22 protein-coding genes are annotated in these 22375 nt (G+C 58.8%); 14 read left to right on the top strand and 8 right to left on the bottom strand.

Annotated elements, in window-relative coordinates; translation table 11 throughout:
* Positions 1 to 7 precede the first annotated feature (7 nt).
* Both HU718_RS15370 and HU718_RS15365 read left to right on the top strand, forming a co-directional pair.
* Positions 8 to 1243 (top strand): aromatic ring-hydroxylating oxygenase subunit alpha, encoded by a 1236-nt coding sequence (locus HU718_RS15370; protein WP_150729206.1) that lies wholly within the window; start codon positions 8 to 10, stop codon positions 1241 to 1243.
* A 141-nt stretch (positions 1244 to 1384) separates the two neighbouring features.
* Positions 1385 to 2536 (top strand): MFS transporter, encoded by a 1152-nt coding sequence (locus HU718_RS15365; RefSeq protein WP_186615137.1) that lies wholly within the window; start codon positions 1385 to 1387, stop codon positions 2534 to 2536.
* Between the two features lie 8 nt (positions 2537 to 2544).
* On the opposite strand, the gene HU718_RS15360 is transcribed toward HU718_RS15365, so the two are convergent.
* The 3 genes from HU718_RS15360 to yddG form a co-directional block, all read right to left on the bottom strand.
* Positions 2545 to 3108 (bottom strand): hypothetical protein, encoded by a 564-nt coding sequence (locus HU718_RS15360; protein WP_186615139.1) that lies wholly within the window; start codon positions 3106 to 3108, stop codon positions 2545 to 2547.
* Between the two features lie 18 nt (positions 3109 to 3126).
* Complete coding sequence (locus HU718_RS15355; RefSeq protein ID WP_186615141.1) at positions 3127 to 4059, bottom strand: phospholipase C/P1 nuclease family protein; 933 nt, start codon at positions 4057 to 4059, stop codon at positions 3127 to 3129.
* A 91-nt stretch (positions 4060 to 4150) separates the two neighbouring features.
* Positions 4151 to 5089, bottom strand: coding sequence for an aromatic amino acid DMT transporter YddG (gene yddG / locus HU718_RS15350; RefSeq protein WP_186615143.1), 939 nt, complete (start codon positions 5087 to 5089; stop codon positions 4151 to 4153).
* 279 nt (positions 5090 to 5368) lie between these two features.
* Between yddG and HU718_RS15345 the strand changes: the two genes are divergently transcribed.
* Positions 5369 to 6712 carry an MFS transporter gene (locus HU718_RS15345; protein WP_186615145.1) on the top strand — a complete coding sequence of 448 codons (1344 nt, stop codon included), beginning with the start codon at positions 5369 to 5371 and terminating at the stop codon, positions 6710 to 6712.
* A gap of 42 nt (positions 6713 to 6754) precedes the next feature.
* On the opposite strand, the gene HU718_RS15340 is transcribed toward HU718_RS15345, so the two are convergent.
* On the bottom strand, positions 6755 to 7870 hold the full coding sequence (locus tag HU718_RS15340) for an aromatic ring-hydroxylating dioxygenase subunit alpha (RefSeq protein ID WP_186615147.1): 1116 nt from the start codon (positions 7868 to 7870) through the stop codon (positions 6755 to 6757).
* Positions 7871 to 7955: 85 nt separating this feature from the next.
* Positions 7956 to 8567 carry a dTMP kinase gene (locus HU718_RS15335; RefSeq protein WP_186615149.1) on the bottom strand — a complete coding sequence of 204 codons (612 nt, stop codon included), beginning with the start codon at positions 8565 to 8567 and terminating at the stop codon, positions 7956 to 7958.
* 127 nt (positions 8568 to 8694) lie between these two features.
* On the opposite strand from HU718_RS15335, the gene HU718_RS15330 reads away from it, so the two are divergent.
* Positions 8695 to 9828 (top strand): pyridoxal-phosphate-dependent aminotransferase family protein, encoded by a 1134-nt coding sequence (locus HU718_RS15330; protein ID WP_186615151.1) that lies wholly within the window; start codon positions 8695 to 8697, stop codon positions 9826 to 9828.
* Positions 9829 to 9929: 101 nt separating this feature from the next.
* On the opposite strand, the gene HU718_RS15325 is transcribed toward HU718_RS15330, so the two are convergent.
* Positions 9930 to 10625 (bottom strand): B3/B4 domain-containing protein, encoded by a 696-nt coding sequence (locus HU718_RS15325; protein ID WP_186615153.1) that lies wholly within the window; start codon positions 10623 to 10625, stop codon positions 9930 to 9932.
* 158 nt (positions 10626 to 10783) lie between these two features.
* Between HU718_RS15325 and HU718_RS15320 the strand changes: the two genes are divergently transcribed.
* Positions 10784 to 11386, top strand: a complete 603-nt coding sequence (locus HU718_RS15320) for an XRE family transcriptional regulator (protein WP_180697804.1) — start codon at positions 10784 to 10786, stop codon at positions 11384 to 11386.
* A gap of 38 nt (positions 11387 to 11424) precedes the next feature.
* Here the strand turns inward: HU718_RS15320 and HU718_RS15315 are convergent, their stop codons facing one another.
* Positions 11425 to 12339 carry a LysR substrate-binding domain-containing protein gene (locus HU718_RS15315; protein WP_016984524.1) on the bottom strand — a complete coding sequence of 305 codons (915 nt, stop codon included), beginning with the start codon at positions 12337 to 12339 and terminating at the stop codon, positions 11425 to 11427.
* Positions 12340 to 12537: 198 nt separating this feature from the next.
* On the opposite strand from HU718_RS15315, the gene HU718_RS15310 reads away from it, so the two are divergent.
* The 6 genes from HU718_RS15310 to HU718_RS15285 all read left to right on the top strand — a co-directional run bounded on the left by HU718_RS15310 (position 12538) and on the right by HU718_RS15285 (position 18329).
* Positions 12538 to 13287, top strand: coding sequence for an SDR family NAD(P)-dependent oxidoreductase (locus HU718_RS15310; protein ID WP_122843954.1), 750 nt, complete (start codon positions 12538 to 12540; stop codon positions 13285 to 13287).
* A 100-nt stretch (positions 13288 to 13387) separates the two neighbouring features.
* Positions 13388 to 14686: an MFS transporter gene (locus tag HU718_RS15305; RefSeq protein ID WP_016984522.1), complete on the top strand. Its 1299-nt coding sequence runs from the start codon at positions 13388 to 13390 to the stop codon at positions 14684 to 14686.
* A 17-nt stretch (positions 14687 to 14703) separates the two neighbouring features.
* Positions 14704 to 15552, top strand: a complete 849-nt coding sequence (locus HU718_RS15300; RefSeq protein WP_186615155.1) for a transketolase — start codon at positions 14704 to 14706, stop codon at positions 15550 to 15552.
* Positions 15549 to 16577 carry a transketolase family protein gene (locus HU718_RS15295; protein WP_186615157.1) on the top strand — a complete coding sequence of 343 codons (1029 nt, stop codon included), beginning with the start codon at positions 15549 to 15551 and terminating at the stop codon, positions 16575 to 16577. The genes HU718_RS15300 and HU718_RS15295 overlap by 4 nt, the downstream gene beginning before the upstream one ends.
* A 123-nt stretch (positions 16578 to 16700) precedes the next feature.
* Positions 16701 to 17822 (top strand): SMP-30/gluconolactonase/LRE family protein, encoded by a 1122-nt coding sequence (locus tag HU718_RS15290; protein WP_186615159.1) that lies wholly within the window; start codon positions 16701 to 16703, stop codon positions 17820 to 17822.
* A 255-nt stretch (positions 17823 to 18077) separates the two neighbouring features.
* Positions 18078 to 18329, top strand: coding sequence for a DUF2790 domain-containing protein (locus tag HU718_RS15285; protein WP_186615161.1), 252 nt, complete (start codon positions 18078 to 18080; stop codon positions 18327 to 18329).
* 77 nt (positions 18330 to 18406) lie between these two features.
* Here the strand turns inward: HU718_RS15285 and HU718_RS15280 are convergent, their stop codons facing one another.
* Complete coding sequence (locus HU718_RS15280; protein ID WP_186615163.1) at positions 18407 to 19333, bottom strand: LysR family transcriptional regulator; 927 nt, start codon at positions 19331 to 19333, stop codon at positions 18407 to 18409.
* Positions 19334 to 19554: 221 nt separating this feature from the next.
* Between HU718_RS15280 and HU718_RS15275 the strand changes: the two genes are divergently transcribed.
* Genes HU718_RS15275 through HU718_RS15265 form a run of 3 tightly spaced genes read left to right on the top strand, consistent with a single transcriptional unit; the run spans position 19555 to position 22337 of the window.
* Positions 19555 to 20991 carry an NAD-dependent succinate-semialdehyde dehydrogenase gene (locus tag HU718_RS15275; RefSeq protein ID WP_186615165.1) on the top strand — a complete coding sequence of 479 codons (1437 nt, stop codon included), beginning with the start codon at positions 19555 to 19557 and terminating at the stop codon, positions 20989 to 20991.
* Between the two features lie 11 nt (positions 20992 to 21002).
* Complete coding sequence (locus HU718_RS15270; protein WP_034154073.1) at positions 21003 to 21335, top strand: carboxymuconolactone decarboxylase family protein; 333 nt, start codon at positions 21003 to 21005, stop codon at positions 21333 to 21335.
* Positions 21336 to 22337: an NAD(P)H-quinone oxidoreductase gene (locus tag HU718_RS15265; RefSeq protein WP_186615167.1), complete on the top strand. Its 1002-nt coding sequence runs from the start codon at positions 21336 to 21338 to the stop codon at positions 22335 to 22337.
* Positions 22338 to 22375: the final 38 nt, after the last annotated feature.

The raw sequence follows: 22375 nt of genomic DNA, 5'->3' as shown, positions 1-22375 counted from the left end.
GATAACAATGAACTATAAAGAAAGCGTTTTTGACCTGATTGCACAGCGTAAAGCCTGGCACTCGCTGCCAGGCGCTCTTTACAGCAATGAAAGCGTTTACCGTCAGGACCTTGAGCAGATCTGGCACAAGGACTGGATCTTCGCCGGCCACACCTTTGAAATCACCAAGCCGGGGCAGTATTTCACTCTACAGATCGGTGACTATCCCGTCGCAGTGGTACGCGGCAAAGACGGCGAGGTCCGGGCATTCCATAACGCCTGCCGTCACCGTGGCGCAAAAATCTGCGAGGCCGATCACGGCAAAGTGGCGAAGATGGTTTGCCCGTATCACAAGTGGACGTACGAGCTGGATGGCAACCTGTTGTTCGCCGGCAACATGGGCCAGGATTTCGACAAATCCCAATACAGTCTGAAAAGCGTTCACTGCGAGATCGTCGATACCTACATTTATGTCTGCGTGGCCGCCAAGGCTCCTGATTTCGAAGGTTTCCGCAAAGCCGTCAGCCCTTTCATCGCGCCGCATTACCTTGAAAACTGCAAAGTGGCGTTCGAATCGAACATCATCGAGAAAGGCAACTGGAAACTGGTCTTCGAAAACAATCGCGAGTGCTATCACTGCGACGGCTCACACCCGGAGCTGCTGCACTCGTTCGTCGATAACCTTTCGGTGGGCGGCGTCAGTGGCGAAGATGATCCAGAGCTATCGGCTTACTGGTCCAAGTGCGAAAGCGCCGGGTTACCAAGCCGTCTGGTGATGGATATCAATGGTCAGTTCCGCATGACCCGTATTCCGCTGTCATCCGGTGCCGTCAGCTACACCATGGACGGCAAACCGGCCGTTGCCGGTCGCCTGGACAAGACGGCTGAAACGGACATCGGTGCGCTGCTGTACTTCCACTACCCCTCCACCTGGAATCACTTCCTCGGTGACCATGCGCTGAGCTTCCGCGTTCTGCCAATCAGCGCCACGGAAACATTGGTCACCACCAAATGGCTGGTACCCGAAAGCGCAGTGGAAGGCGTTGATTACGATCTCGAGCGCCTGACCAAGGTCTGGATTGCCACCAACGATCAGGACCGCACGTTGGTCGAGGGCACCCAGCGTGGCGTGACCTCGCCGTCGTACGAGCCGGGGCCTTATTCGGAAACCGCCGAGACTGGCGTTTGTCAGTTCGATGACTGGTATTGCGCGACCATGATGGATCGGCTCAAAGGCCCCATCCCGTTGAAGTCTGTTGGCTGATCTGCGTTCTCCTCACCAGTTCCACCCCTCCTCCTTTCAGCATCCCGACGGATGCTGGAGGGACTCTTTCGTCTCGATAAGCTGTTGTTCCGGCTGGTAACCGAAAAAAGCCGGGAGACACCGATAAGGATGTCCGCATTAATGAACTCCTCGACGTCATCCCTGGCAGCTTATACAAACCACGGCGAACGCGTGTCGACGCGCATTGTATTTTTGATCACCGGCATTGTGATGTCGGCCTGGGCGCCACTCGTGCCGTTAGTCAAAGCGCGTACCGGACTGGACGACGGTGGACTGGGCCTGTTGTTGCTGGGGTTTGGTATCGGCTCGATCGTCGCCATGCCGTTTGCCGGTTACCTGACTGCACGTTTTGGCTGCCGGCCAGTGATCATCTGCTCAACTATCGCGTTGTGTTCGGTGCTGCCGATGCTGAGCCATCTGACATGGCTGCCGGGGCTGACGCTTGCGGTGCTGGGGTTCGGCGCCAGCATGGGCATGCTCGATTGCGCGATCAATATCCAGTCGATCATTGTTGAAAAGAACAGCGGCGAAACCCTGCAATCTGGGTTCCACGGGCTCTACAGTGTCGGCGGTATCGCCGGTGCCGGGGCCATGACGGCGATGCTCAGCCTGGGTCTGGATCCGCTACTGTCGATACTTTGTCTGGTGGCGATCATCCTCGCCGCACTGTACAAGGCTGCGCCAGGCTTACTGACCTATGGCACGGAAAGAGACGGCCCGTTGTTGGCGATACCACGGGGGATCGTGCTGCTGTTGGGCAGCCTGTGTTTCATTGTTTTCCTGACGGAAGGCGCCATGCTCGACTGGAGCGCGGTTTTTCTCGCCTCGCAACGCGCAATGGAACCCAGCTACGCCGGTTTGGGTTATGCCAGCTTCGCGGCGGCGATGACGCTCGGGCGCCTGACCGGAGACGCCATCGTCAGCCGACTGGGTGGCGTTCGCGTGGTAGCGCTGGGCGGGGTCTGCGCGGCGGCGGGCATGCTGGTTTCGCTAGTATTCGATAGTTGGCAGGCGGCATTGCTGGGCTATGCCTTGGTCGGTATCGGATGCTCGAACATAGTCCCGGTGCTGTTTACGGCGGCGGGCCGGCAACAGCGCATGCCCCAGCGCACCGCGATTCCGGCGATCATCTCGATGGGCTACGCCGGCATTCTCATGGGCCCAGCGTTCATCGGCATGGTTGCGCATCTCAGTACGCTGGTGGTCGCATTGGGTGGCTTGGTTTTCCTGTTGTTGTTTGTCAGTTACGCCGCGAGATTTTTGAAGGCCTGATGCGCCGGTCACAAGCCTTTGGAACATTGATCGGCTTGAAGGAAATCTTTTAGCGAAGCCTGATAAATGGCCAGTGGTCGTTTCTCTGGCTCAAACAGCGCAAACGGAATCATCACGAGGTGTGAAACGGTTGTGGCGCTTACTGAGTAAGTTCTTTGCCTGCAAAAGCCGTTATCTTTATTCAGAATGAAATCAAACTTGAACAGGTCTGGCCTCGTACACCAACTCGGAATCAAACCGAAACTCAACCCCGTCAAATACTCTTGTGTGCAAGCGCCACCCAATGAAAATTCCGAGATTTTTATTTCCAGTGCAGGGGGGCTTGAGGCGGTAGGTCTGGAGCTGAGATCCTGTGCATTTGGAATCATGTTCTTTGTCAGCGCATAGGCGTCTTTGCCAAGGCGACTGTTTTTCCAGGGAGAGTCTATTTCGTAGCTGAAGCTGGAGATGATTTCCTGGGTTGCGGTTCCAGCGTGTTCGTTGATTGTCGGCACGGTCGCATAGGAGGTACATCCTGAACACAGCATCGCAACACTGACAACAACACATCCATGAGCTATTAAGCGGCGCATTCTAAATTTCAGTCCCCACTATTGATCAGCCATTGCACTGGCGTTTTTCTGGCCTGCTTCGGCCAGCTTCTTTTGCACATAAAAAAGCATCAGCACCGAGTTTCTCTGAGCCTGCCGAGACTGTTGTTCGAACAACGCCACAAGCTCTTCTTCACGCTTGCACCCAGCATTGACATTGCCCTTTGCAAATTCGCAGGTACCGTATTGGCCCCAGCCTTTGCGGGCCTCATCGGTATCTCGGGCGGGATACACCCAATACGATTTCCATGCGCCGTCGACGACAGGTTTACCGGCCGCGTCTATCTGCTCTATCGCTTGCAAGGTTGCTGTGGCAGCGGCGTCCAGAAAACGTCGAGGGTTGGCATCGGCTTTATCCGCCTCATCACGAAGTGCCTGACACTGCAAGTCAGACAAGTCGAACACCGGCAGGGCTTCAATGCTCTCGAACTCATCAAACGGATCGGCAGGATTGCCCGGTAACTTTGCGTGGTAAGCCGGCACCACATGGCCGGGGACGCTCATGTCCTGTATGTAATGCAAAACCCTTCCTGCTTGCTCGTAGACCTCAACCGGGTCGGCATCAGGTTTATCCAGCAGCTCGTTCAGTTTCTCTATGCGTTTGCTGAAAATCGCGTCCAGATTGCGCTCGACGAACCAGAATGGCTCAAGCTTTTCGTTGCGGTTGTAGAAATGCCAGTGGGTGGCGCGCTGAAGGATCGTCAGCGGGCTTGAGTCTTCTGCATCCGTTCCTTTAGCCAACGCCTCGCCCAACTGCACAGGTAGCTTTACTCCGGGGCAGCGCTGAAACGCCTGCGCTGCTTTTAGCGCGTAGGCCGAATGCAGCTCGGGGGTAAAGGCCATGGCCGGGGTTGAGGGGTTGAACAGCAGTGACAAGCCCAGTACTGCCCAGTAACGAATCGGGGCTGAACGGTCTACAGGGGTGGCTTCCATGCTGTTGCTCTCCATAAACCCGCGTGATTGCGGGAGACTTGCGTTGCGACGCTAATTTAGCATCCGTTAAGGCAGGCCGCTAAGGCCTCTTTCAGTGAGGGTTTTCGCCCACGCTGACCTTGATCGGAGTTGCTTGGGAAATCTTGTGCTGCCGGGTCGCCTGCCAACACAGTAACGAGCCCACCGTCACCAGCACGGCGCCCTGCCAGAATTGCATCTGCAAACTCACGCCCAGCCACACCGCGGCGAACGCCGACGACAGCACGGGCGCGGAGTAGGACGCGGTCGCCAGCAAGGTCAGGTTTCCGCGCAGAATGCCGATGTTCCACAGCGCGTAACCGCCAGCCATGGCGATTCCGGCTGCCAGCAGCTCCAGGGAGTTTTCCCAAGTGAATGGCGGAATCTGTTCCTGGCTGACGTACCACTTCGCCCACAGCACCACGGACGTCAATACGAAAAACAGCACCACCAGATTCTGCCCACCTGCATAGCGACGCGTGACATTGCAATACAGCGCAAAGGTGATCGCACAGGTCAATGCCAGGCTGTAGCTCAGCGGGTTGGACTGAACATTGCGCACAATCCCCGGCAGCGATAAACCCTCGCCACTGACCACCCACAAGATGCCGAAAATCGCCAACGCAGAGCCTGGAATGATGAACCAGCGGGTTTTCTGCCCGTTCATGACGATCGCCAGCACCACGGTCAGGCACGGCCACAGATAATTGACCACGCCCAGTTCGATGGCTTGATGACGATCACTGGCGAAACCCAGCGCCAACGACAGGCACACCTCATAAGCGACGAACAATGCGCTGCCGAGCAGCAGATAGAGCCTGGAAGTCGAGCGAATCCGCGGGCGGCCAAGGAACACCAGCAACAGCATGGCGCCCAGCGAATAGATCAACGCAGCGCCCCCTAGCGGACCGAAGTGCTCGCTGACGCCCCTGATCAATCCGGCGGCGGTACTCCACAAAACGATCGCCACCAAACCACACGCTGTGGCTGCCCGCTCACCTTTGATCAGCATCATGACTCCTGGCACAAAATGGCAAACCGACCGCACAGGCTAACCAGCGCAAGAGGATCAATAAAGGAACATTTTTGCTGTGCAAACGATGAGCTGTCGTTATGTCACGACCTTGATTGACCTGCGTCCAACTGTCGCAGCAAACAGCCATTGGAAAATTCCGTACAAGCCTTAGAATCCGCGCGCTCTTGCAGTCGCCGGATCTGGCGACCGAAACGTATCCAACCGCCCTGCCCGTCTGGCAGGCGCCCGCACCACACACCCCGGCTTGGCAATCGCATGCGCAGAGCCGCACGTTGCGCTGTTCGATCTCTAGAGGTTTTTATGTCTCCGCGTTTGCTGGCCATGGCGCTGGCGCCCCTGCTCGGGCTGTTCATTGTTGCGCTGGGCAACGGTTTCATGTCATCGCTGACCACCCTTCGCCTGGACGCTGCCGGTGCGTCGACCACGATGATCGGTATCGTTTCATCGGCCTACTTCATCGGTCTGACTTTGGGCGCCGTTTTCAATGACCGCTTGATTCTGCGCATCGGTCATATCCGCGCCTACGGCAGCTTTGCCTCGCTGATCGCCGTGACCATCCTGCTGCAGGGCTTGTTCTATGACACTTGGGGCTGGTTCGCCCTGCGCCTGATCAACGGCTGGGCCACGGTCGGCGTATTTCTGGTGATCGAAAGCTGGCTGCTGCTGGCGGGCGACGCGAAGATTCGCGGGCGCTTGCTCGCGTTGTACATGATCGTCTTGTACGGCGCCGGTGTGTTGGGGCAGGCAACGTTGGGCAAAATCACCGGTTTGAGCGACAGCGCACCGTTCATGGTCGCCGGCATGCTCGCTTCTTTGTCGGTGCTGCCGATCGTGATCCTGCCGCGCGTGTCGCCATTGCTCGATCAGGTTGAACCGCTCAAGCCACGGCAACTGCTGGGCGTGACGCCGACCGGACTGGTCGGCTGTTTCGGCTCGGGGGTGACCATCGCGGCGATTTACACCTTGCTGCCGCTGTACCTGCAACGCAGCGGTCTGAATGTCGGTGAAGTCGGCAGCATGATGGCCTGGACGATCCTCGGCGCGATGCTCCTGCAATACCCGGTCGGGCGTTGGTCCGACCGCAAGGATCGTTTGCAGGTTCTTACTCTTTTGACGGTGGCGTGCACACTGCTGTCGCTGCTGATCGTGCTGCTACCGCTGTCCTCGACGATGCTCGCGGTGATGTTGTTTCTGCTTGGCGGTGGTGTGTTCGCGCTTTACCCGGTCGCGGTCAGCCACGCCGCCGACCGCGCCCCGGCCGAAGCCTTGGTGCCGATGATTCAGGGCCTGTTGCTGATCAACTCACTGGGCTCGGCGATCAGTCCGATGATGATCTCGCCGGTGATGAATTCGTTCGGTGCCAATGGTTTGTTCTGGGTGTTTGCACTGGTCAATCTGTGCATGGTCACCTTCTTCCTGTGGCGCCGTGGCAAACGCCCGGTTCCGGCCAATCCCGCGCCGTTTGCAGCGGCAGCCACGTTCTCGCCGACAGGTGCGGAATTGCGAGTGACCGAAGATTTGCGTCAAGCGGTGCAAGAGCATCCGCCGATGGTTGATGCACTGAGCGGCGAGCCTTCGCCGCAATGTGAGACGCGCTGAGGGTTGCGCCAGTCTGCGCCAAGCGCAGGCTGGCTCGCAGCACTATTCAGATTCGTGGGTGATATCCACGAGCGGAATCGGCTCGATCGCCCAAGCGCGAATCTGACGACGTTCGGGGCTGGGTACTGCACAGGCCTGGCGTCCGGTGAAGGTTCGCGCAAGACGCTCTTCATCGATGCGCCAGCCGCGCAACTCCAGTGCCTGCACGCCTTTGCGAAAAGCAATCTGCAGCGCATCGGATTTCAACGAAACCTCCTGCTGGAAAGAGTCCGGCACACGTTCGGGCCGGACGTTTTTCAGCACAGCGTGATCTTGTTCGAAGATGCGAATATTGCTCGCAATAAACCTGCGATCCAGCAGTCGGGTGCGCAGGAACGTTCTGCCCATCATCCACCAAGTGCGCGTGCGGTTAGCGTCAATCGGGACATGCGCCGAGACGATGTAGATTCGCCAGCCATTCGGCAACTCAAGCTCAAGCGTGGTGCACGGACCCGAGAGGTGAAACCCCGGAACAGTGGCGACGCTGACAAACTCAGTGGAGGATTTACGCCTCAACAGACCTTTGCGCGCCGGCCTGCGCATGAGCATTTGGGCGCTGCCGCTCCACGCATCGCTGTCGACCTCGAATGATTCAATCTCGGGGTGATCCGGATCGCCGAAGGTTGAACCATGGACAAACGGTGCGTGCGCGAAGTCCAGGCCGTTTTCGATAATACGGTCCCAACTGGCCTGCCAGTCAAAGTGGCCCGAGACCACGCGGATGGCGGGATCGTCGATCCAGTCGAGCATGGGCAACGGTGGGCGCTCAGACTCCGGCAGATCACCTAAAAACGCCCAGATCCAGCCATATCGCTCCAGTGTCGGGTACGCATCGACGCGGGCCTTGGCGGGAATCCGCAGGTCCGGCTGCGCCGGTATCAGCGTGCAAACACCATCAGCGCCAAACCGCCAGCCGTGATAGGGACACTGCACGCTGTTGTCGACCTTGGTGCCGGCGGACAGCGAACCGCCGCGATGCACGCAAATATCCGAGAGCACATGAGCGACACCCGCGTCATCGCGGAACGCAACGAAGGGTTGTCCGAGCAATTGAACCGGCATCAATCCATCAGTCAGCTGTGACGATGGGAGAACGACATACCAGAGGTTTGTGAGCATGGGGGGCGTGTGATCCGTCAGTACGGTAAGCTCATGTCAGAGAAACCTGACATTCAAACTAGATCAGGCGGCGCTGATTCGACAATCAGCCAAGCACTTTATAGATCTCTGCAACTACCTGAGTCGTTGCGGCTTCGATGGTTCCTTCGTTACGGCACAACACCCAGCCGTGATCGGCAACCGCCTGCTCGAACATCTCGCTACACACGACGTGCTCGGCGTGTCTCTGGATTACTGTGCCGCCTAGTCCACGCGATCGTGCCGTCGCCCTCGCCCATGAAATATCCGGCGCAGTGACAACGCCGACATGCAGATCCGGCACGCGCACGCCTCGCTGCATGTTCAACTGCAGAATCTCGGCAAACGGCACGCTGTGGCGAAATGCGGCATCCGACGGATACCAGCGATCGATCAGGATGATGCTGTCCAGCGGCTGTTTGGGCAGCACCCGCTCAGAAATCCAGCGTCGGCTATCCGCAAGGCGCTGACACACCGCCCACTCCAGTTCCCGCGAGGGATGTCTGGCGAGCTGGTTGACCAGGGCCATGGTTTCGCCGCGGTATGGATCGCTTTTTCTCTCGCACAGCCGAATGACTTTCTGGTTGTTTGCCCGCAGTGCGGCGGTAACGGCCTCCAGCAGTGTGGTTTTGCCGGTGCCCTTGGGCCCATCCAGAGAAATAAACAGCGGCAGCTTCATGGTTCACGCAACGATTGAGACATTGCCGAGCACTCTAACCTCATTTGCGCATTTCGATGAGCTGATCCCTGCCCTTTGCCTACACTTGCTTGCCAATGATGTTTAGCCCTCTGCCAAAGGAGTCACCATGTCCAAGCTCTATCCGAGCATCGATCCCGAGGGATTGGTCGAGTATTCCGTGGTCTACACCGACCGCTCGCTGAACCACATGTCGCAGTCCTTTCAAGGCGTGATGAAGAACATTTCCACGACCCTGAAACAGGTCTACCACGCCGAGGCGGTGGCGGTGGTTCCGGGCAGCGGCACGTTCGGCATGGAAGCGGTGGCGCGGCAGTTTGCTACCGACCAGCAATGTCTGGTGCTACGCAACGGCTGGTTCAGTTATCGCTGGAGCCAGATTCTGGAGATGGGCAACATCCCGGCGGCCACTACGGTGCTCAAGGCCGGGCCGGTCGAGACGGGTCGCCAGGCAGCCTACGCCCCGCCGCCGCTGGACGAGGTGCTTGCCGCCATCGCGGCGCAGAAACCGAAAGTCGTCTTCGCGCCCCACGTTGAAACTTCATCCGGAATCCTCCTGCCCGACGAGTACCTGAGGGCCGTCGGCGACGCCGTGCATGCGGTGGGTGGTCTGTTCGTACTGGACTGCATCGCCTCCGGCACGATTTGGGTGGATATGCACAAATGCGCCGTCGACCTGCTGATCAGTGCACCCCAGAAAGGCTGGAGCGCCTCCCCTTGCTGCGCGCTGGTGATGTTCAGTGCTGCGGCGCTCGAGCGTATCGAACAGACGCAAAGCAGCAGCTTCGCCTGCGACCTGAAAAAGTGGCTGCAGATCATGCAGGCCTACGAACAGGGCGGACATGCCTATCACGCGACCATGCCCAGCGATTCCCTGGCGCGGTTCAACGAGGTGATGAAAGAGACGCAAGCCTACGGTTTCGACAAGGTTCGCGATGAACAACAGGCGCTGGGCGATCGGGTGCGTGCGCTGTTGACCGGCAAAGGCATCAAAAGTGTGGCCGCTGCGGGCTTTCAGGCCCCTGGTGTTGTAGTGAGCTACACCGATGATGCCGATATCAAGAGCGGCAGGAAATTTGCCAATCACGGCCTGCAGATCGCTGCCGGCGTGCCGTTGCAGTGCGACGAGCCGGCCGACTTCCAGACCTTCCGCCTCGGTCTGTTCGGACTGGAGAAGCTGCAGAATATCGAGCGTACGGTCAGCCTGCTTGAGCAGGCACTAAATGAGGTGATGGTTGACTGATACCCAATGGTGCCCGCAGCAGATTCCGAACGTTTGAACTCGAGAAGGGCATCACGGCGAGCGCCCTTCTTTCATCGAGGCTCTTTTCAGTGGTCTGTCGGCTAGTTGGCCCCAGGGCCAATCAGCGAGCTTTCAATCTGCACGCCGGGCATCATTTGCTGCAAACCTGCGATCAGCTTGTCCCCGGCTTCAGTCAAGGCATCAAGCGGCATCGCTGGCAAACTCTCCAGAATGAACCACATGTTCTGCGCATCGACACCGAGGCGGGTTCTGACACCTTGCCGCCAATTCCAGCGGCGGCAGGTCACGCCTTTGTCATCACGCCAGACCACTTCGCCGGCATCCGGATACTCGACAGCAGGAACGCCCTCTTTCATCGTGTCAAACGGCTCGCTGCCATCGGCGACAACAAGCTGCGGTGAGCCTGCATAGGCGTCTATGTTTTCCCCGCCCACCGGAATGGCGTACTCGATACTGATGGCGTTGTAGAGATCGACGATGGGATCGAGGCTCGGCAAGGTCCCGTCACGTAAGACCCTTTTACGCAACGCTTCGGCTGAACAAGGCGTGCGCTGCGGCTTGGCCCCGAACTTTCTGAAGGCGTCGGCCCAGGCGGCAAGGTGAGCGTCTCCCCAGCTTGGACCACCCGCCTGCACAGCCTTGCAAGCATGATCCAGGGCGGCCCGAGCAACTTCAGGACGGGTGAGTAGTGCAGCTTCCACCACAATGCTCAGGGCCCGGAACTCCGGAGCCAGTTCTGCAACGGCTTGATCAATCAACGGCAGTACGGACTGCATAAAAAACCTCGAGGATTCAAATGGTGTTTCATGCTATCTATCGATGACCGATTTAGTCAATATAATGACCGCCATGATCCACTTCAGTGGCTGAGTCGATTGACGCCACGATCGTTAAGGGCCGAAAATTCCGGCACTTTTTTTCATGAACCTGATCAATGACCATGAATGCCAGCTTGTCGACTACCCCGGGTGCTGATGCTCAAGCCGTCAGCCTGGCCGTTGCGCGGACACTCAAACAAGCCCGCAAGGCACAGAAAATCACGCTGGACGAGCTTTCTCGGCGCTCAGGCGTGAGCAAAGGAATGGTCGTCGAAATAGAAAAATGCACCGCGAATCCCAGTATCGGCATTCTTTGCAAAATCGCAGCCGCGCTGGGCCTGTCGGTTGCCGACATCGTCAATGTGACCGAGGCACCCTCTGCCCATATCATCGAAAGCCAGGATATCCCTACGCTCTGGACCGGTGACCTTGGAGGCACCGCGCGACTTCTTGCAGGAACGTCCGGCCCGAACATGATCGAGTTATGGCGCTGGGAAATGCATCCAGGTGAATCGTTCGCTTCACCGGGGCACCCTCAAGGCACGCTTGAACTGTTCCATGTAGAGAAAGGCACGTTGAAATGCATGATCGGGGAAACAGAGCTGATCATTCCTGCCGGGAGTTCGGCAGTGGCGAAAACCGATGTGCCTCACTCCTATTCCAACGCGGGCAGATCCAAATTGGTGTTCACCATGTCCGTGACCGAGATACATCAGTAGATACCCGACATTCGGGCACAGGCTTCATGACATAACCGTCAGTAGTTGAAGTCGTGCCCCAGCTCATTCTGCATCCACTCCAGAAATCGCCTGACCCGCGGAAAACCGGCGTGCGCTCTCGGGAACACCAGGTGGTGTGCGGTGATCGGGGCACTCAAGCCTGGCGTCACTTCGACTAACGCGCCGCGCGCCAGATAATCCTGCGCAAGCAGCGTGCTTTCCAAGGCGAACCCAAGACCGTGGCTGGCCGCCTCCAATGTCATGTAGGAGCGGTCAAAGCTGAGTGAATAGGGTTTTTCAGGACGCGACAGGCCATGTTGAGCAAACAGCTGCGGCCACTTGATCAGCGTCGCTTCCGACAGGATCAGATTGCAGTCGAGCAGATCCGCGACTGTGCGGATCGGGCGTTGCTGCAGCAGTTTCGGCGACGCCAGCACGGCAATTTTTTCATTGCGCACCGTACGGACTTCGAAACTTGGCCAATTGGGCATGCCGTGACGGATGTCGACATCGATCTTGTCGCGACTGAAATGCAGTGATTCGTAAGAACACGACAGATTGAGCTGGATGTCGGGATGACTCTGGCGAAACTGTTCCAGCCGCGGCATCAGCCACAGCAGTCCGAAGCTGGGCGACGAGTGCAACCGCAGACAATCGAGGCTGACATCGCTGGCGGCACGCTCTGTCGCCACCGCCAGGCTGTGCAGGATGCCGGACACTTCAGTCAGGTATTGCTCGCCCACCGGCGTCAATGTCACGCCTCTGGCTGTTCTGAGAAATAGCTGACGCCCGATCATCGCCTCCAGCTTGGCCAACTGGTGACTGACCGCTGACGGGGTCAAGTCCAGCAATTCGGCCGCGCGGGCAACGTTGCCGAAGCGTGCCGTTTGCTCAAAGGCCTGAATGGCTTTCAGGGGTGGCAGGGTCGCAGGTGCATCGCCAGATGAACTCATGATGATTGTTTTTCCGCTGCAAGTGGCTTGGGCCGGGCTTATGGCTATTCAAGCATTGGCAGACAGCGCTGGCGAGTGCTGAATTTTTTTCAGCACCCAGTGAGGTTTGCGTTATTGCTCAGGGCCGGTCTGGAGGACAAGCTGAGTCATCGGTTCTTTGCGGACCGAACCCATAAAAACAATTAGAGGAACACCTCCATGCTTCTCCAAGGCAAAGTCGCAATCATCACCGGTGCCGCATCTGCCCGTGGCATCGGCCGCGCTACAGCGACGACGTTCGCACAACAAGGCGCTCGTGTCGTCATTCTCGATCTGGATGCCTCCGCAGCACGCGACGCCGCCGCGTCGTTGGGCGAAGGTCACCTGGGACTGGCGGCTAACGTCGCGGACGAGGCGCAGGTTCAGCAAGCCGTCGCCACCATCATCGAGCACTTCGGGCGCATTGATATCCTCGTCAACAACGCTGGCATCACCCAGCCACTCAAAACCCTCGACATTCGTCCCTCGGACTACGACAAGGTGCTGGACGTCAGCCTGCGTGGCACCCTGCTCATGTCCCAAGCGGTGATTCCGCTTATGCGTCAGCAGGCCAGCGGCAGCATCGTCTGCATGTCGTCGGTGTCTGCGCAACGCGGTGGCGGCATTTTCGGCGGCCCGCATTACAGCGCGGCCAAGGCCGGTGTGCTGGGTCTGGGCAAAGCCATGGCACGGGAGCTGGGCCCCGACAACATTCGCGTCAACTCCATCGCGCCGGGCCTGATCCACACCGACATCACCGGCGGCCTGATGCAGGACGAGCGCCGTCACGCAATCATCGACGGCATTCCGCTGGGTCGCCTGGGTGAGGCGCAGGACGTCGCCAACGCTGCGCTGTTTCTCGCCAGCGACTTATCCTCTTATCTGACTGGCATCACCTTGGATGTGAACGGCGGCATGCTGATTCACTGAGTACTTCTGGGCGGGCCTGTGCGGCCCGTGCGGTTCTGGATCGATGATGCAGCCGGGCCTGATGGCCTGGCGGTCAATAAAAACAAGAGATCAGACCATCATGACTACCCTGTCGCTCGAAGCGGTTTCGACCGTGCGCTCCTCTGCCTATCGCAAAACGGCCTGGCGCCTGATGCCTTTCTTGATGCTGTGCTATTTGTGCGCCTATCTGGATCGGGTCAACGTCGGCTTCGCCAAGCTGCAAATGATGAACGATCTGGCCCTCAGCGAAACGGTCTACGGACTGGGCGCCGGCGTGTTCTTCATCGGCTATTTCCTCTGCGAAGTGCCCAGCAACATCATTCTGCACAAGGTCGGTGCGCGCGTGTGGATCGCGCGGATCATGATCACTTGGGGCATCGTTTCGGCGCTGTTCGCCTTCGTCGAAACCGCGTGGCAATTCTATGCGTTGCGCTTTCTGCTGGGGATTGCCGAAGCCGGTCTGGCGCCGGGCCTGTTGCTCTACCTCACCTACTGGTTTCCGTCCTACCGTCGGGCACGCATGACGGTGCTGTGGTTCATCGCCATTCCGCTGTCAGGCATGGTCGGTGGTCCGCTTTCCGGCTGGATCATGAACCACTTCGCCGGCGTGCACGGTTGGGCCGGCTGGCAGTGGATGTTCGTTCTGGAGGCGGTACCGACCGTCATCGTCGGGCTGCTGGTGCTGAGCTATCTGAAAGACGGCGTGCATCAGGCCACTTGGCTGAATGACGAAGAAAAAGCCCTGATCACTCGCGAACTGGCCGAAGACGACCAGCAAAAAGTCACCCACGCCTCGGTTGGCGAATTCATTCGCGATCGCCGTCTGTGGCTGCTGGCGGCCATCTACTTCTGCGTGGTGATGGGCCAGTACGCTATCACCTTCTGGCTGCCCACACTGGTGCGCAATGCGGGGGTTTCCGACCCGCTGCACATCGGTTTTATGACCAGCCTGCCCTACCTGTGCGCCATCGTCGCGATGTTGTTGGTGGGCCGCAGTGGTGACAAACATCGCGAGCGCCGCTGGCACCTCATCGTGCCGATGATTGCCGGTGCGATCGGTTTAAGCCTAGCGGCGATGATGGGCGGCAACTCAACGCTGTCGATCCTCAGTCTGTGCCTGGCCGCTTCCGGCATTTTGTCCGCAACGTCGCTGTTCTGGATGCTGCCCACCACGCTGCTCGGTGGGGTGTCTGCCGCCGCCGGCATCGCTGCGGTCAACAGCTTCGCCAATCTCGCCGGGTTTTGCTCGCCTTATCTGATCGGCTGGATCACCACCCTGACCGGCTCCAGCGCCATCGGCATGTACCTGATTACGGGGGTGCTGTTCCTCGGCGCCAGTCTGGTCCTGCGCATTCCCGCCGCCCTGGTCAATCGTTGAGTTAATGGAGTTTCATCATGACGACTAATCTTTCACACGCTGCATCCCTGAGCCTGACAGAGCGCGCGCACAACATTCGCCGCCATGCGTTGCGCATGGGCCAGGTCCAGGGTCAGGGCTACGTCGGCCAGGCTCTCGGCGCTGCCGATCTGCTGGCGGTGTCTTACTTTCATGCGATGAATCATCGCCCCGCAGACCCTGAATGGGAGCAGCGCGATCGCTTCTACCTCTCCATCGGTCACTACGCCATTGCGCTGTACGCAGCGCTGATCGAAGCCGAGATCATCCCGCTCGAAGAGCTGGAAACCTACGGCTCGGACGACAGTCGCCTGCCGATGTCGGGCATGGCCGCCTACACCCCGGGCATGGAAATCACCGGCGGCTCGTTGGGTCAGGGGCTGGGCATCGCTGTCGGTGCCTGCCTGGGCCTCAAGCGCAAAGATTCGCCCTCCTTCGTCTACAACCTGCTGTCCGATGGCGAGTTGAACGAAGGCTCGACCTGGGAAGCGGTGATGTCGGCTTCGCACTGGAAGCTCGACAACCTGATCGCCATCGTCGACGTCAACAACCAGCAAGCTGACGGTCACTCCAGTGAAATCCTTTCGTTCGAACCCATCGTCGATCGCTGGCAGGCGTTTGGCTGGTTCACCCAGCGCGTCGACGGCAATGATCTGGAGGCGCTGGTCAGCGCATTCGATGCCGCGCGCAATCATTCTGGCAGCCAACCAAGAGTGATCATCTGCGACACCAAAATGGGCAAAGGCGTGCCCTTCCTGGAAACCCGCGAGAAAACCCACTTCATCCGTGTGGAAGAGCACGAATGGGACCTGGCGCTGCGCAATCTTGAAGAAGGAAAAAACCAATGAACAACGCCGTCAAAACACCCATGCCGACTGCCGAGCCGAGCAAGAAACGCCTGACCACGTCGGCGATGATCGCGTCCATCGCTTCTGAGGGCCAAGCCACCAAAGCCGCGCCTTTCGGTCATGCGCTGGCGGCGCTGGCTGATCAACGCCAGGACATCGTCGGCCTGTCCGCCGACCTGTCCAAATACACCGACCTGCACATCTTCGCCAAGGCCCACCCGGACCGGTTCTATCAAATGGGCATGGCCGAACAACTGCTGATGAGTGCAGCCGCGGGCATGGCCCGTGAAGGCTTCGTCCCCTTTGCCACGACCTATGCGGTGTTTGCTTCGCGGCGTGCCTATGACTTCATCTGCATGGCCATCGCCGAGGAAAACCTCAACGTCAAAATCGTCTGCGGCCTGCCCGGTCTCACCACCGGATACGGCCCCAGCCACCAGGCCACCGATGACCTGGCCATCTTCCGTGCCATGCCCAACCTGATGATTGTCGACCCCTGCGATGCCCTGGAAATCGAACAGGCCGTACCAGCGATCGCCGCGCATCAAGGGCCTGTGTACATGCGTTTGCTGCGCGGCAACGTACCGCTGGTGCTCGACGAGTACGGCTATCAGTTCGAGATCGGCAAAGCCAAAACCCTGCGCACCGGTAACGATGTGCTGATCATCTCCACCGGCCTGATGACCATGCGTGCACTGGAAGCCGCCAAGGAACTGCAAGCCGATGGCGTGGATGTCGCCGTACTGCACGTACCGACGATAAAGCCGCTGGATGAGCAAGCCATTCTTGCCGAAGCACGCAAATCAGGTCGTTTGGTGGTCACCGCAGAAAACAGCTCGATTATTGGTGGTCTCGGTGAGGCCGTCGCTGGTGTGCTGCTGCGTAACGGGGTCACGCCAGCGTTCAGGCAGATCGCCTTGCCGGACGCGTTTCTGGACGCGGGTGCTTTGCCGACACTGCATGATCGTTACGGCATTTCTACCCAGGCCGTCTGCGCGCAGATCAAGCTCTGGCTGGACCGCTGACCGATCAGGGCGCTTATGGACAAGCGCCCTACAACTCGCGGACAACGAACAACTTGTACGATGTCCTATCACAAGGTATTACTACATCTCCCCGAAAAAAAATAAAACCACGGAGATCGCTACATGGACTCATCCCTGTCCGCTCGACCTGAAAGCCCTGACCGAGCGCAAGGCAATACCCGCCGCAGCTTCCTGAAAAAATCCCTCGCTGTTTCCGCCACGCTCGCCACCGTCGGCAGCACCGCACTGACGCGGATCGCCGAGGCCGCCGAACCCTTGAGTCAGCGCTACCCAGATCCGCTGATTCATATCCTCGACGACAGCTTCCTCGAACTACGTGTTTTCAACGCCAGTGTTGAAAAACTTGCCACCGGCATGCGCTGGGCCGAAGGACCGGTCTGGGTCGGTGATGGCCGCTATTTGCTGGTCAGCGACATCCCCAACAATCGCATCATGCGCTGGGACGAAATCACCGATACCTTCAGCGTGTACCGCGAACACTCGAACTTTTCCAACGGCATGTGCCGGGATCGCCAAGGGCGGCTGATCGTCTGCGAAGGCTCCACCACCACCAGCGAAGGCCGGCGCGTCACGCGCACCGAAGCCAATGGCACGATCACCGTGCTGGCCGACAGCTTCGACGGCAAACCCTTCAACTCGCCCAACGACATCGTCTGCAAAAGTGACGGATCGATCTGGTTCACCGACCCGCCCTTCCAGACCAGCAATAACTACGAGGGCCACAAAATCACCCCGAGCCAACCCCACGCCGTGTACCGCATCGACGGCGAGAGCAAAAAGGTCACGCGGGTCATCGACGATCTGAACGGCCCCAACGGTCTGTGCTTTTCTCCCGATGAGAAAATACTGTACGTCGTTGAAGGTCGCGCCAAACCCAATCGCCTGATCTGGGCGATTGCGGTGAAGGACGACGGCACACTCGGCGAACGCCGCAAGCACATCGAAGGGCTGGACTATGCCGCGATCGACGGCATCAAGTGCGACGAAGCGGGCAACCTGTGGTGTGGCTGGGGCGGTAATGGTGACCCCAAGGCCGACCTGGAAAAACTCGACGGCGTGCGCGTTTTCAATCCGCAGGGCAAGGCCATCGGGCACATTTCGCTGCCAGAGCGCTGCCCGAATTTGTGCTTCGGGGGACGCGAAGGTAATCGGTTGTTCATGGCCAGCAGTCACTCGATCTATTCACTGTTTGTGAATACCCGTGGGACTACGTTTGCGTTGTAAAAGCGCGGTTCGTCTCGCGACAGTTTCGTGAGTATCCAAACGATAGTCTGCCGCGCATCCAAGGGTGCGCGGCATTCAAGCCCGGTTACTGTCCCGCCTCGCCGGACCTTGTGAAGCGTCCCTAATGTCAGACACCCCAAGATTGTGTTCGGAATTGATAAAAGTCTTTCCCGGATTCGCGTCTGTTTGCGCAAAACCCTCAAGCCTAAAGTTCGTCCTGCCAGCAACATCAAACTTACTTTAGGAAATCTCATCATGAAAACTGCAATGATCATCGTCGCACTTTTGGGCTTCAGCTCTGTGGTAGCGGCACAGGACGGGACTGCAAAAACTCAACAGGTCGAACAATATGCCTACGACAGCCACCTCGATGTCGCCAAGGTCATCTCTGAAGACCCGGTGCCGGATGTTTGCGCAGTGGTAACGACGCACATGACCTACCAGGATTCGCAAGGCAAACGCCACGTACTGGCCTATAACGTCATGGGCCGTTGCAGCCAGGGCTAAGTCAGCTGTTTGCCGATCATTGCGCCTCGGAGAGTGGTCTCATCGAGGCGCAAATAGCTTTTTTGCTCCGCAGTATTTCAATCGATAAGTTCTTTGGCCGTGGCGGCCAGTTGACTGCCAACCCGATCTTTCAGCGTTTCAATAAACCGGGTGATTTTTGCATCGACAAACTGCCGAGAGGTATAGACGGCGTACACGTTACGCTCATAGGTATGGTAGTCAGGCAAAACCCGCACGAGCCTGCCGGAACGCAGATCATCAATGGCCGTGAACCCGGCCAGCAAGCCAATCCCCGCGCCCTCTCGAATGGCATGTGCCATCGCATCCATATCGTTAACGCTGAAACTTGGCCCTGTCGGGACAAATATCGCGTCCCCTGCCTTGCTTTTGAGTTGCCACTCATCCCGGACATAGTCCACGGTACCCAACAACAGACACTGGTGATCCCGCAGGTCTTCAGGTGTCTCCGGGGCCGCATGCCTAGCCAGGTAATCCGGCGACGCCACCAGCACACAATGGCTGACGCCGATCTTCTGGCTGACATACGCCGAATCGGGTAACGCTCGGGCGATCAGGATCGAGACATCCAGTTGGTCTTCCAAAAGGTTAGGCATGCGTTGCGAGAGCAATAAATCCACCGTCACCTCCGGGAATTGCTGGCGGTATCCCAGCACCGCCCCGGTAACCAGGTGTCGAGCCAGTCCTGGGACGCAATGCACCCGCAGTGTTCCCCGAGGCTCCAGCGCGGCATTGCTGGCTTCGGCTTCGGCACTCTCCAGATCAGCCAGAATCTTCGTGCAGCGCTCATAGAACCGTCGCCCGGCATCGGTGACCGACAGGCGTCGGGTCGAGCGTTGCAACAGGCGCGCATCGAGCACGTTTTCCAGCGCAGAGACAGCACGCGATACGTTACCGACCGTTGAGTCCAGATGATTGGCCACGGCCGTGAAACTGCCCATCTCGACAACCTTTATATACACCGACATGTTCGAAAGCTTGTCCATCGCGACCTTCCTGTAGATCTGACGCTGACCCGTGATAACGCGCATTTTTTCCGGATGCTACACGTTCGGCCCGCGGCTCGATATTACCTCTGGCGACAACAATGATTCCCTCTGGCCCGTCTAAATCAATGGCCCCTCCTTCCATAGACTTGGTTGCACAGGCCGCCTGAACAGGCGCCGGGTTTCATCCGAATCTCTGACAACCAACTGAAGGGCAGATCATGAAAACCTCCTACGACCCGCTTTATCTTTTCATCGGTGGCGAATGGATCAGTGCCGAAGGGCGCGATACTGCCGCCGTCGTCAACCCGGCGACCGGCCGGGAAATCGGCCGCGTCCCGCTCGCCACCGCAGGCGATCTTGATCACGCCTTGGAAGTGACTCGCCTGAGCTTCGAGCAATGGCGCCAGACCGTGCCTGACAAACGCGCCAAGATCCTCAAGTGTGCCGCCGACCTGATCCTCGAACGTGCGCCGCAGATCGCCGCGCAGATGACCCTGGAGGAAGGCAAACCGCTGGGTGAAAGCCTGGATGAAGTGACCCGTGCGGCGGAGTATTTCGAATGGTTCGCCGAAAGCGCCCGGCGTATCGATGGCCGTGTGGTCCCGGCTAACCGGCCAGGCGTGGTGCAACTGGTCAAACGCCAGGCCATCGGCCCAGTGGCCGCATTCACACCGTGGAATTTCCCGGCCATCACCCCGGCACGCAAGCTCTCGGCAGCGCTGGCCGCCGGTTGCAGCGTCATTCTCAAACCCGGTGAAGAAAGCCCTTCCACAGCGCTGGCCCTGGCGCGTGCACTCGACGATGCAGGATTGCCCAAGGGTGTGCTGCAAGTGGTGTTTGGCGTACCGGATCAAGTGTCCAGCCATCTGATCGCCTCGCCGATCATTCGCAAAGTGACCTTCACCGGTTCGGTGCCTATCGGTCGCCTGCTGTCTGCACGCGCTGCCGAAGGCGTGAAGCCCATCACCCTTGAACTCGGTGGACACGGACCGGTGCTGGTGTTCGAGGATGCCGACATTGAAAAAGCCGCAGTCGAAGGCGTCGCCAACCGCTTTCGCGGCACCGGGCAGGTGTGCATTTCATCCACTCGGTTTCTGATCCAGCGTGGCGCCTATCAAGCCTTTGTCGATCACTTTGTCGCGGCGACCCAAACCCTGAGAATCGGTGACGGCCTGCATCCGGATACTCAGGTCGGACCTTTGGCCAACCCAAGGCAGCTGGCAAAAATGGAAGAACTGGTCGCCGATGCCGTTGAAAAAGGCGCTCGGGTATTGGCCGGTGGTGAAGCCTTGTCTGGCGAAGGCTACTTCTTCCAACCCACGGTTCTGGCAGATGTGCCGATGAACGCCCGCGTCATGCACGAAGAACCCTTCGGCCCCATCGCCGTGCTGATGCCGTTCGATGAACTGGCCGATGGACTGCAAGAAGCCAACCGCCTGCCCTACGGACTCTCGGCCTACGCGTTCACCTCCAACGCGCGCACGGCCATTGATGTCGCTGACGGGTTAGAGGCCGGGATGATCGGGATCAACCAATATCGCATCGTCGCGACCGAGCTCCCGTTCGGCGGCATGAAAGAAAGCGGTCACGGCTCCGAAGGTGGCATTGAAGGCATCGAGCACTATCTGACCCACAAATTCATCAGCCAGGTTTAAGGAACTCGCCCATGTCCAAGCTCAATTTCAGCAGTCCTCGCGAAGCCGCGCGCGCGTTCACGCCAAAGCTGTCGCAATTCGTCGACTCGACGCTTTATCCGCAAATCTGGAGTGACCCGGCGCTGTCCCCGCGCGACCGTAGCCTGATCACCGTGGCGGCATTGATAGCCGCTGGTCACTCGGAAGAGTTGCCTGCTCACTTGCGCCGGGCGGCTGGCAACGGTGTGACCCAAGACGAACTGGCGGCAGCGATCACGCACCTGGCTTTCTACGTGGGCTTCCCTGGCGCCATCACCGCATCGGCTATCGCCAACGCCACGTTCAGCGAAACGGAGAACAACTGAATGAAAGCCATCAACATCAGAGAGTTTGGTGCGCCAGACGTCCTTGAACTCGTCGAGGTCGCCGATCCTGAAGTCCGTCCTGACGACCTGCTGGTACGTGTCTATGCAGCCGGGGTGAACCGTGCGGATCTGACTCACCGGACCGGCGGGTACGGCCATCCGAATTTCGGTGACTCGCTGATCATCGGCCTGGAAATCGCCGGCGAAGTGATCGGCAAAGGTAGCGCGGTGACAGGGTTCGAGGTCGGAGATCGCGTCATGGGTGTGGTCGGCGGCGGCGCCTACGCCGAGCGGGCACGCATCGATTACCGCATGGCCATGCACATCCCTGCGCAGCTTGATTATGTACACGCGGCGGCCATTCCCGAGGTCTTCGTCACGGCACATGAAGCGATGATGCACCTGGCTCGGCTCAAGGCTGGCGATTCGGTGTTGATTCATGCGGCCGCTGGCGGCGTCGGGTCTGCTGCGGTGCAGTTGGCTTACGCCACCGGCGCCACGGTGTATGCGACCACCGAAGGCAGCAAGTTGGCGCGTGTCGAGCATTTGGGCGCAGACGTGGCGATCGACTACAAGACGCAGGACTTCGCTGAGGTGATCGCCGACAAAACCCAGGGTCGCGGCGTCGATGTGATCATCGATTTTATCGGTGAGCCCTACTTCGCCCGCAACATCGCGTCCCTTGCACGCGGCGGTCGCTTGGTTCAGGTGGGAATTCTCGGCGGTGGCGGCAACGTCACGGTGGCGCTGGAGGACATTCTTTACCGCCACTTGCAAATCATTGGCACGGTGATGAAGTCGCGCACGCAACCGGAGAAGCACGCCATGATCAAACGCTTTCGCGAGCACTGGCTTGATCGCTTCGAGGGGGCCGGAAGCCTTGAGCCGGTGGTCGATAGCACGTTTGCGCTAGCACGGGTTGCTGATGCGCATCGCCGGATGGAGTCTTCCGAAAACGTCGGGAAAATCATTTTGACGATGCAGCCAGAAGACTTGGTTTAAAACGGGTCGAATAGTCTATTAAAAACGGTGCCGTTGAT

The sequence above is a fragment of the Pseudomonas tensinigenes genome (genome assembly GCF_014268445.2).
Taxonomy (GTDB): Bacteria; Pseudomonadota; Gammaproteobacteria; order Pseudomonadales; family Pseudomonadaceae; genus Aquipseudomonas; species Aquipseudomonas tensinigenes.
This window is presented reverse-complemented; position numbering and strand designations above follow the sequence as displayed.

What these genes read in the sequence shown, in the direction of transcription:
- HU718_RS15370 (WP_150729206.1), top strand. Translation starts at nt 8, where the DNA reads ATGAACTATAAAGAAAGCGTTTTTGACCTGATTGCACAGCGTAAAGCC.
- HU718_RS15365 (WP_186615137.1), top strand. Translation starts at nt 1,385, where the DNA reads ATGAACTCCTCGACGTCATCCCTGGCAGCTTATACAAACCACGGCGAA.
- HU718_RS15360 (WP_186615139.1), bottom strand. Translation starts at nt 3,108, where the DNA reads ATGCGCCGCTTAATAGCTCATGGATGTGTTGTTGTCAGTGTTGCGATG.
- HU718_RS15355 (WP_186615141.1), bottom strand. Translation starts at nt 4,059, where the DNA reads ATGGAAGCCACCCCTGTAGACCGTTCAGCCCCGATTCGTTACTGGGCA.
- yddG (WP_186615143.1), bottom strand. Translation starts at nt 5,089, where the DNA reads ATGCTGATCAAAGGTGAGCGGGCAGCCACAGCGTGTGGTTTGGTGGCG.
- HU718_RS15345 (WP_186615145.1), top strand. Translation starts at nt 5,369, where the DNA reads ATGCGCAGAGCCGCACGTTGCGCTGTTCGATCTCTAGAGGTTTTTATG.
- HU718_RS15340 (WP_186615147.1), bottom strand. Translation starts at nt 7,870, where the DNA reads ATGCTCACAAACCTCTGGTATGTCGTTCTCCCATCGTCACAGCTGACT.
- HU718_RS15335 (WP_186615149.1), bottom strand. Translation starts at nt 8,567, where the DNA reads ATGAAGCTGCCGCTGTTTATTTCTCTGGATGGGCCCAAGGGCACCGGC.
- HU718_RS15330 (WP_186615151.1), top strand. Translation starts at nt 8,695, where the DNA reads ATGTCCAAGCTCTATCCGAGCATCGATCCCGAGGGATTGGTCGAGTAT.
- HU718_RS15325 (WP_186615153.1), bottom strand. Translation starts at nt 10,625, where the DNA reads ATGCAGTCCGTACTGCCGTTGATTGATCAAGCCGTTGCAGAACTGGCT.
- HU718_RS15320 (WP_180697804.1), top strand. Translation starts at nt 10,784, where the DNA reads ATGACCATGAATGCCAGCTTGTCGACTACCCCGGGTGCTGATGCTCAA.
- HU718_RS15315 (WP_016984524.1), bottom strand. Translation starts at nt 12,339, where the DNA reads ATGAGTTCATCTGGCGATGCACCTGCGACCCTGCCACCCCTGAAAGCC.
- HU718_RS15310 (WP_122843954.1), top strand. Translation starts at nt 12,538, where the DNA reads ATGCTTCTCCAAGGCAAAGTCGCAATCATCACCGGTGCCGCATCTGCC.
- HU718_RS15305 (WP_016984522.1), top strand. Translation starts at nt 13,388, where the DNA reads ATGACTACCCTGTCGCTCGAAGCGGTTTCGACCGTGCGCTCCTCTGCC.
- HU718_RS15300 (WP_186615155.1), top strand. Translation starts at nt 14,704, where the DNA reads ATGACGACTAATCTTTCACACGCTGCATCCCTGAGCCTGACAGAGCGC.
- HU718_RS15295 (WP_186615157.1), top strand. Translation starts at nt 15,549, where the DNA reads ATGAACAACGCCGTCAAAACACCCATGCCGACTGCCGAGCCGAGCAAG.
- HU718_RS15290 (WP_186615159.1), top strand. Translation starts at nt 16,701, where the DNA reads ATGGACTCATCCCTGTCCGCTCGACCTGAAAGCCCTGACCGAGCGCAA.
- HU718_RS15285 (WP_186615161.1), top strand. Translation starts at nt 18,078, where the DNA reads ATGAAAACTGCAATGATCATCGTCGCACTTTTGGGCTTCAGCTCTGTG.
- HU718_RS15280 (WP_186615163.1), bottom strand. Translation starts at nt 19,333, where the DNA reads ATGGACAAGCTTTCGAACATGTCGGTGTATATAAAGGTTGTCGAGATG.
- HU718_RS15275 (WP_186615165.1), top strand. Translation starts at nt 19,555, where the DNA reads ATGAAAACCTCCTACGACCCGCTTTATCTTTTCATCGGTGGCGAATGG.
- HU718_RS15270 (WP_034154073.1), top strand. Translation starts at nt 21,003, where the DNA reads ATGTCCAAGCTCAATTTCAGCAGTCCTCGCGAAGCCGCGCGCGCGTTC.
- HU718_RS15265 (WP_186615167.1), top strand. Translation starts at nt 21,336, where the DNA reads ATGAAAGCCATCAACATCAGAGAGTTTGGTGCGCCAGACGTCCTTGAA.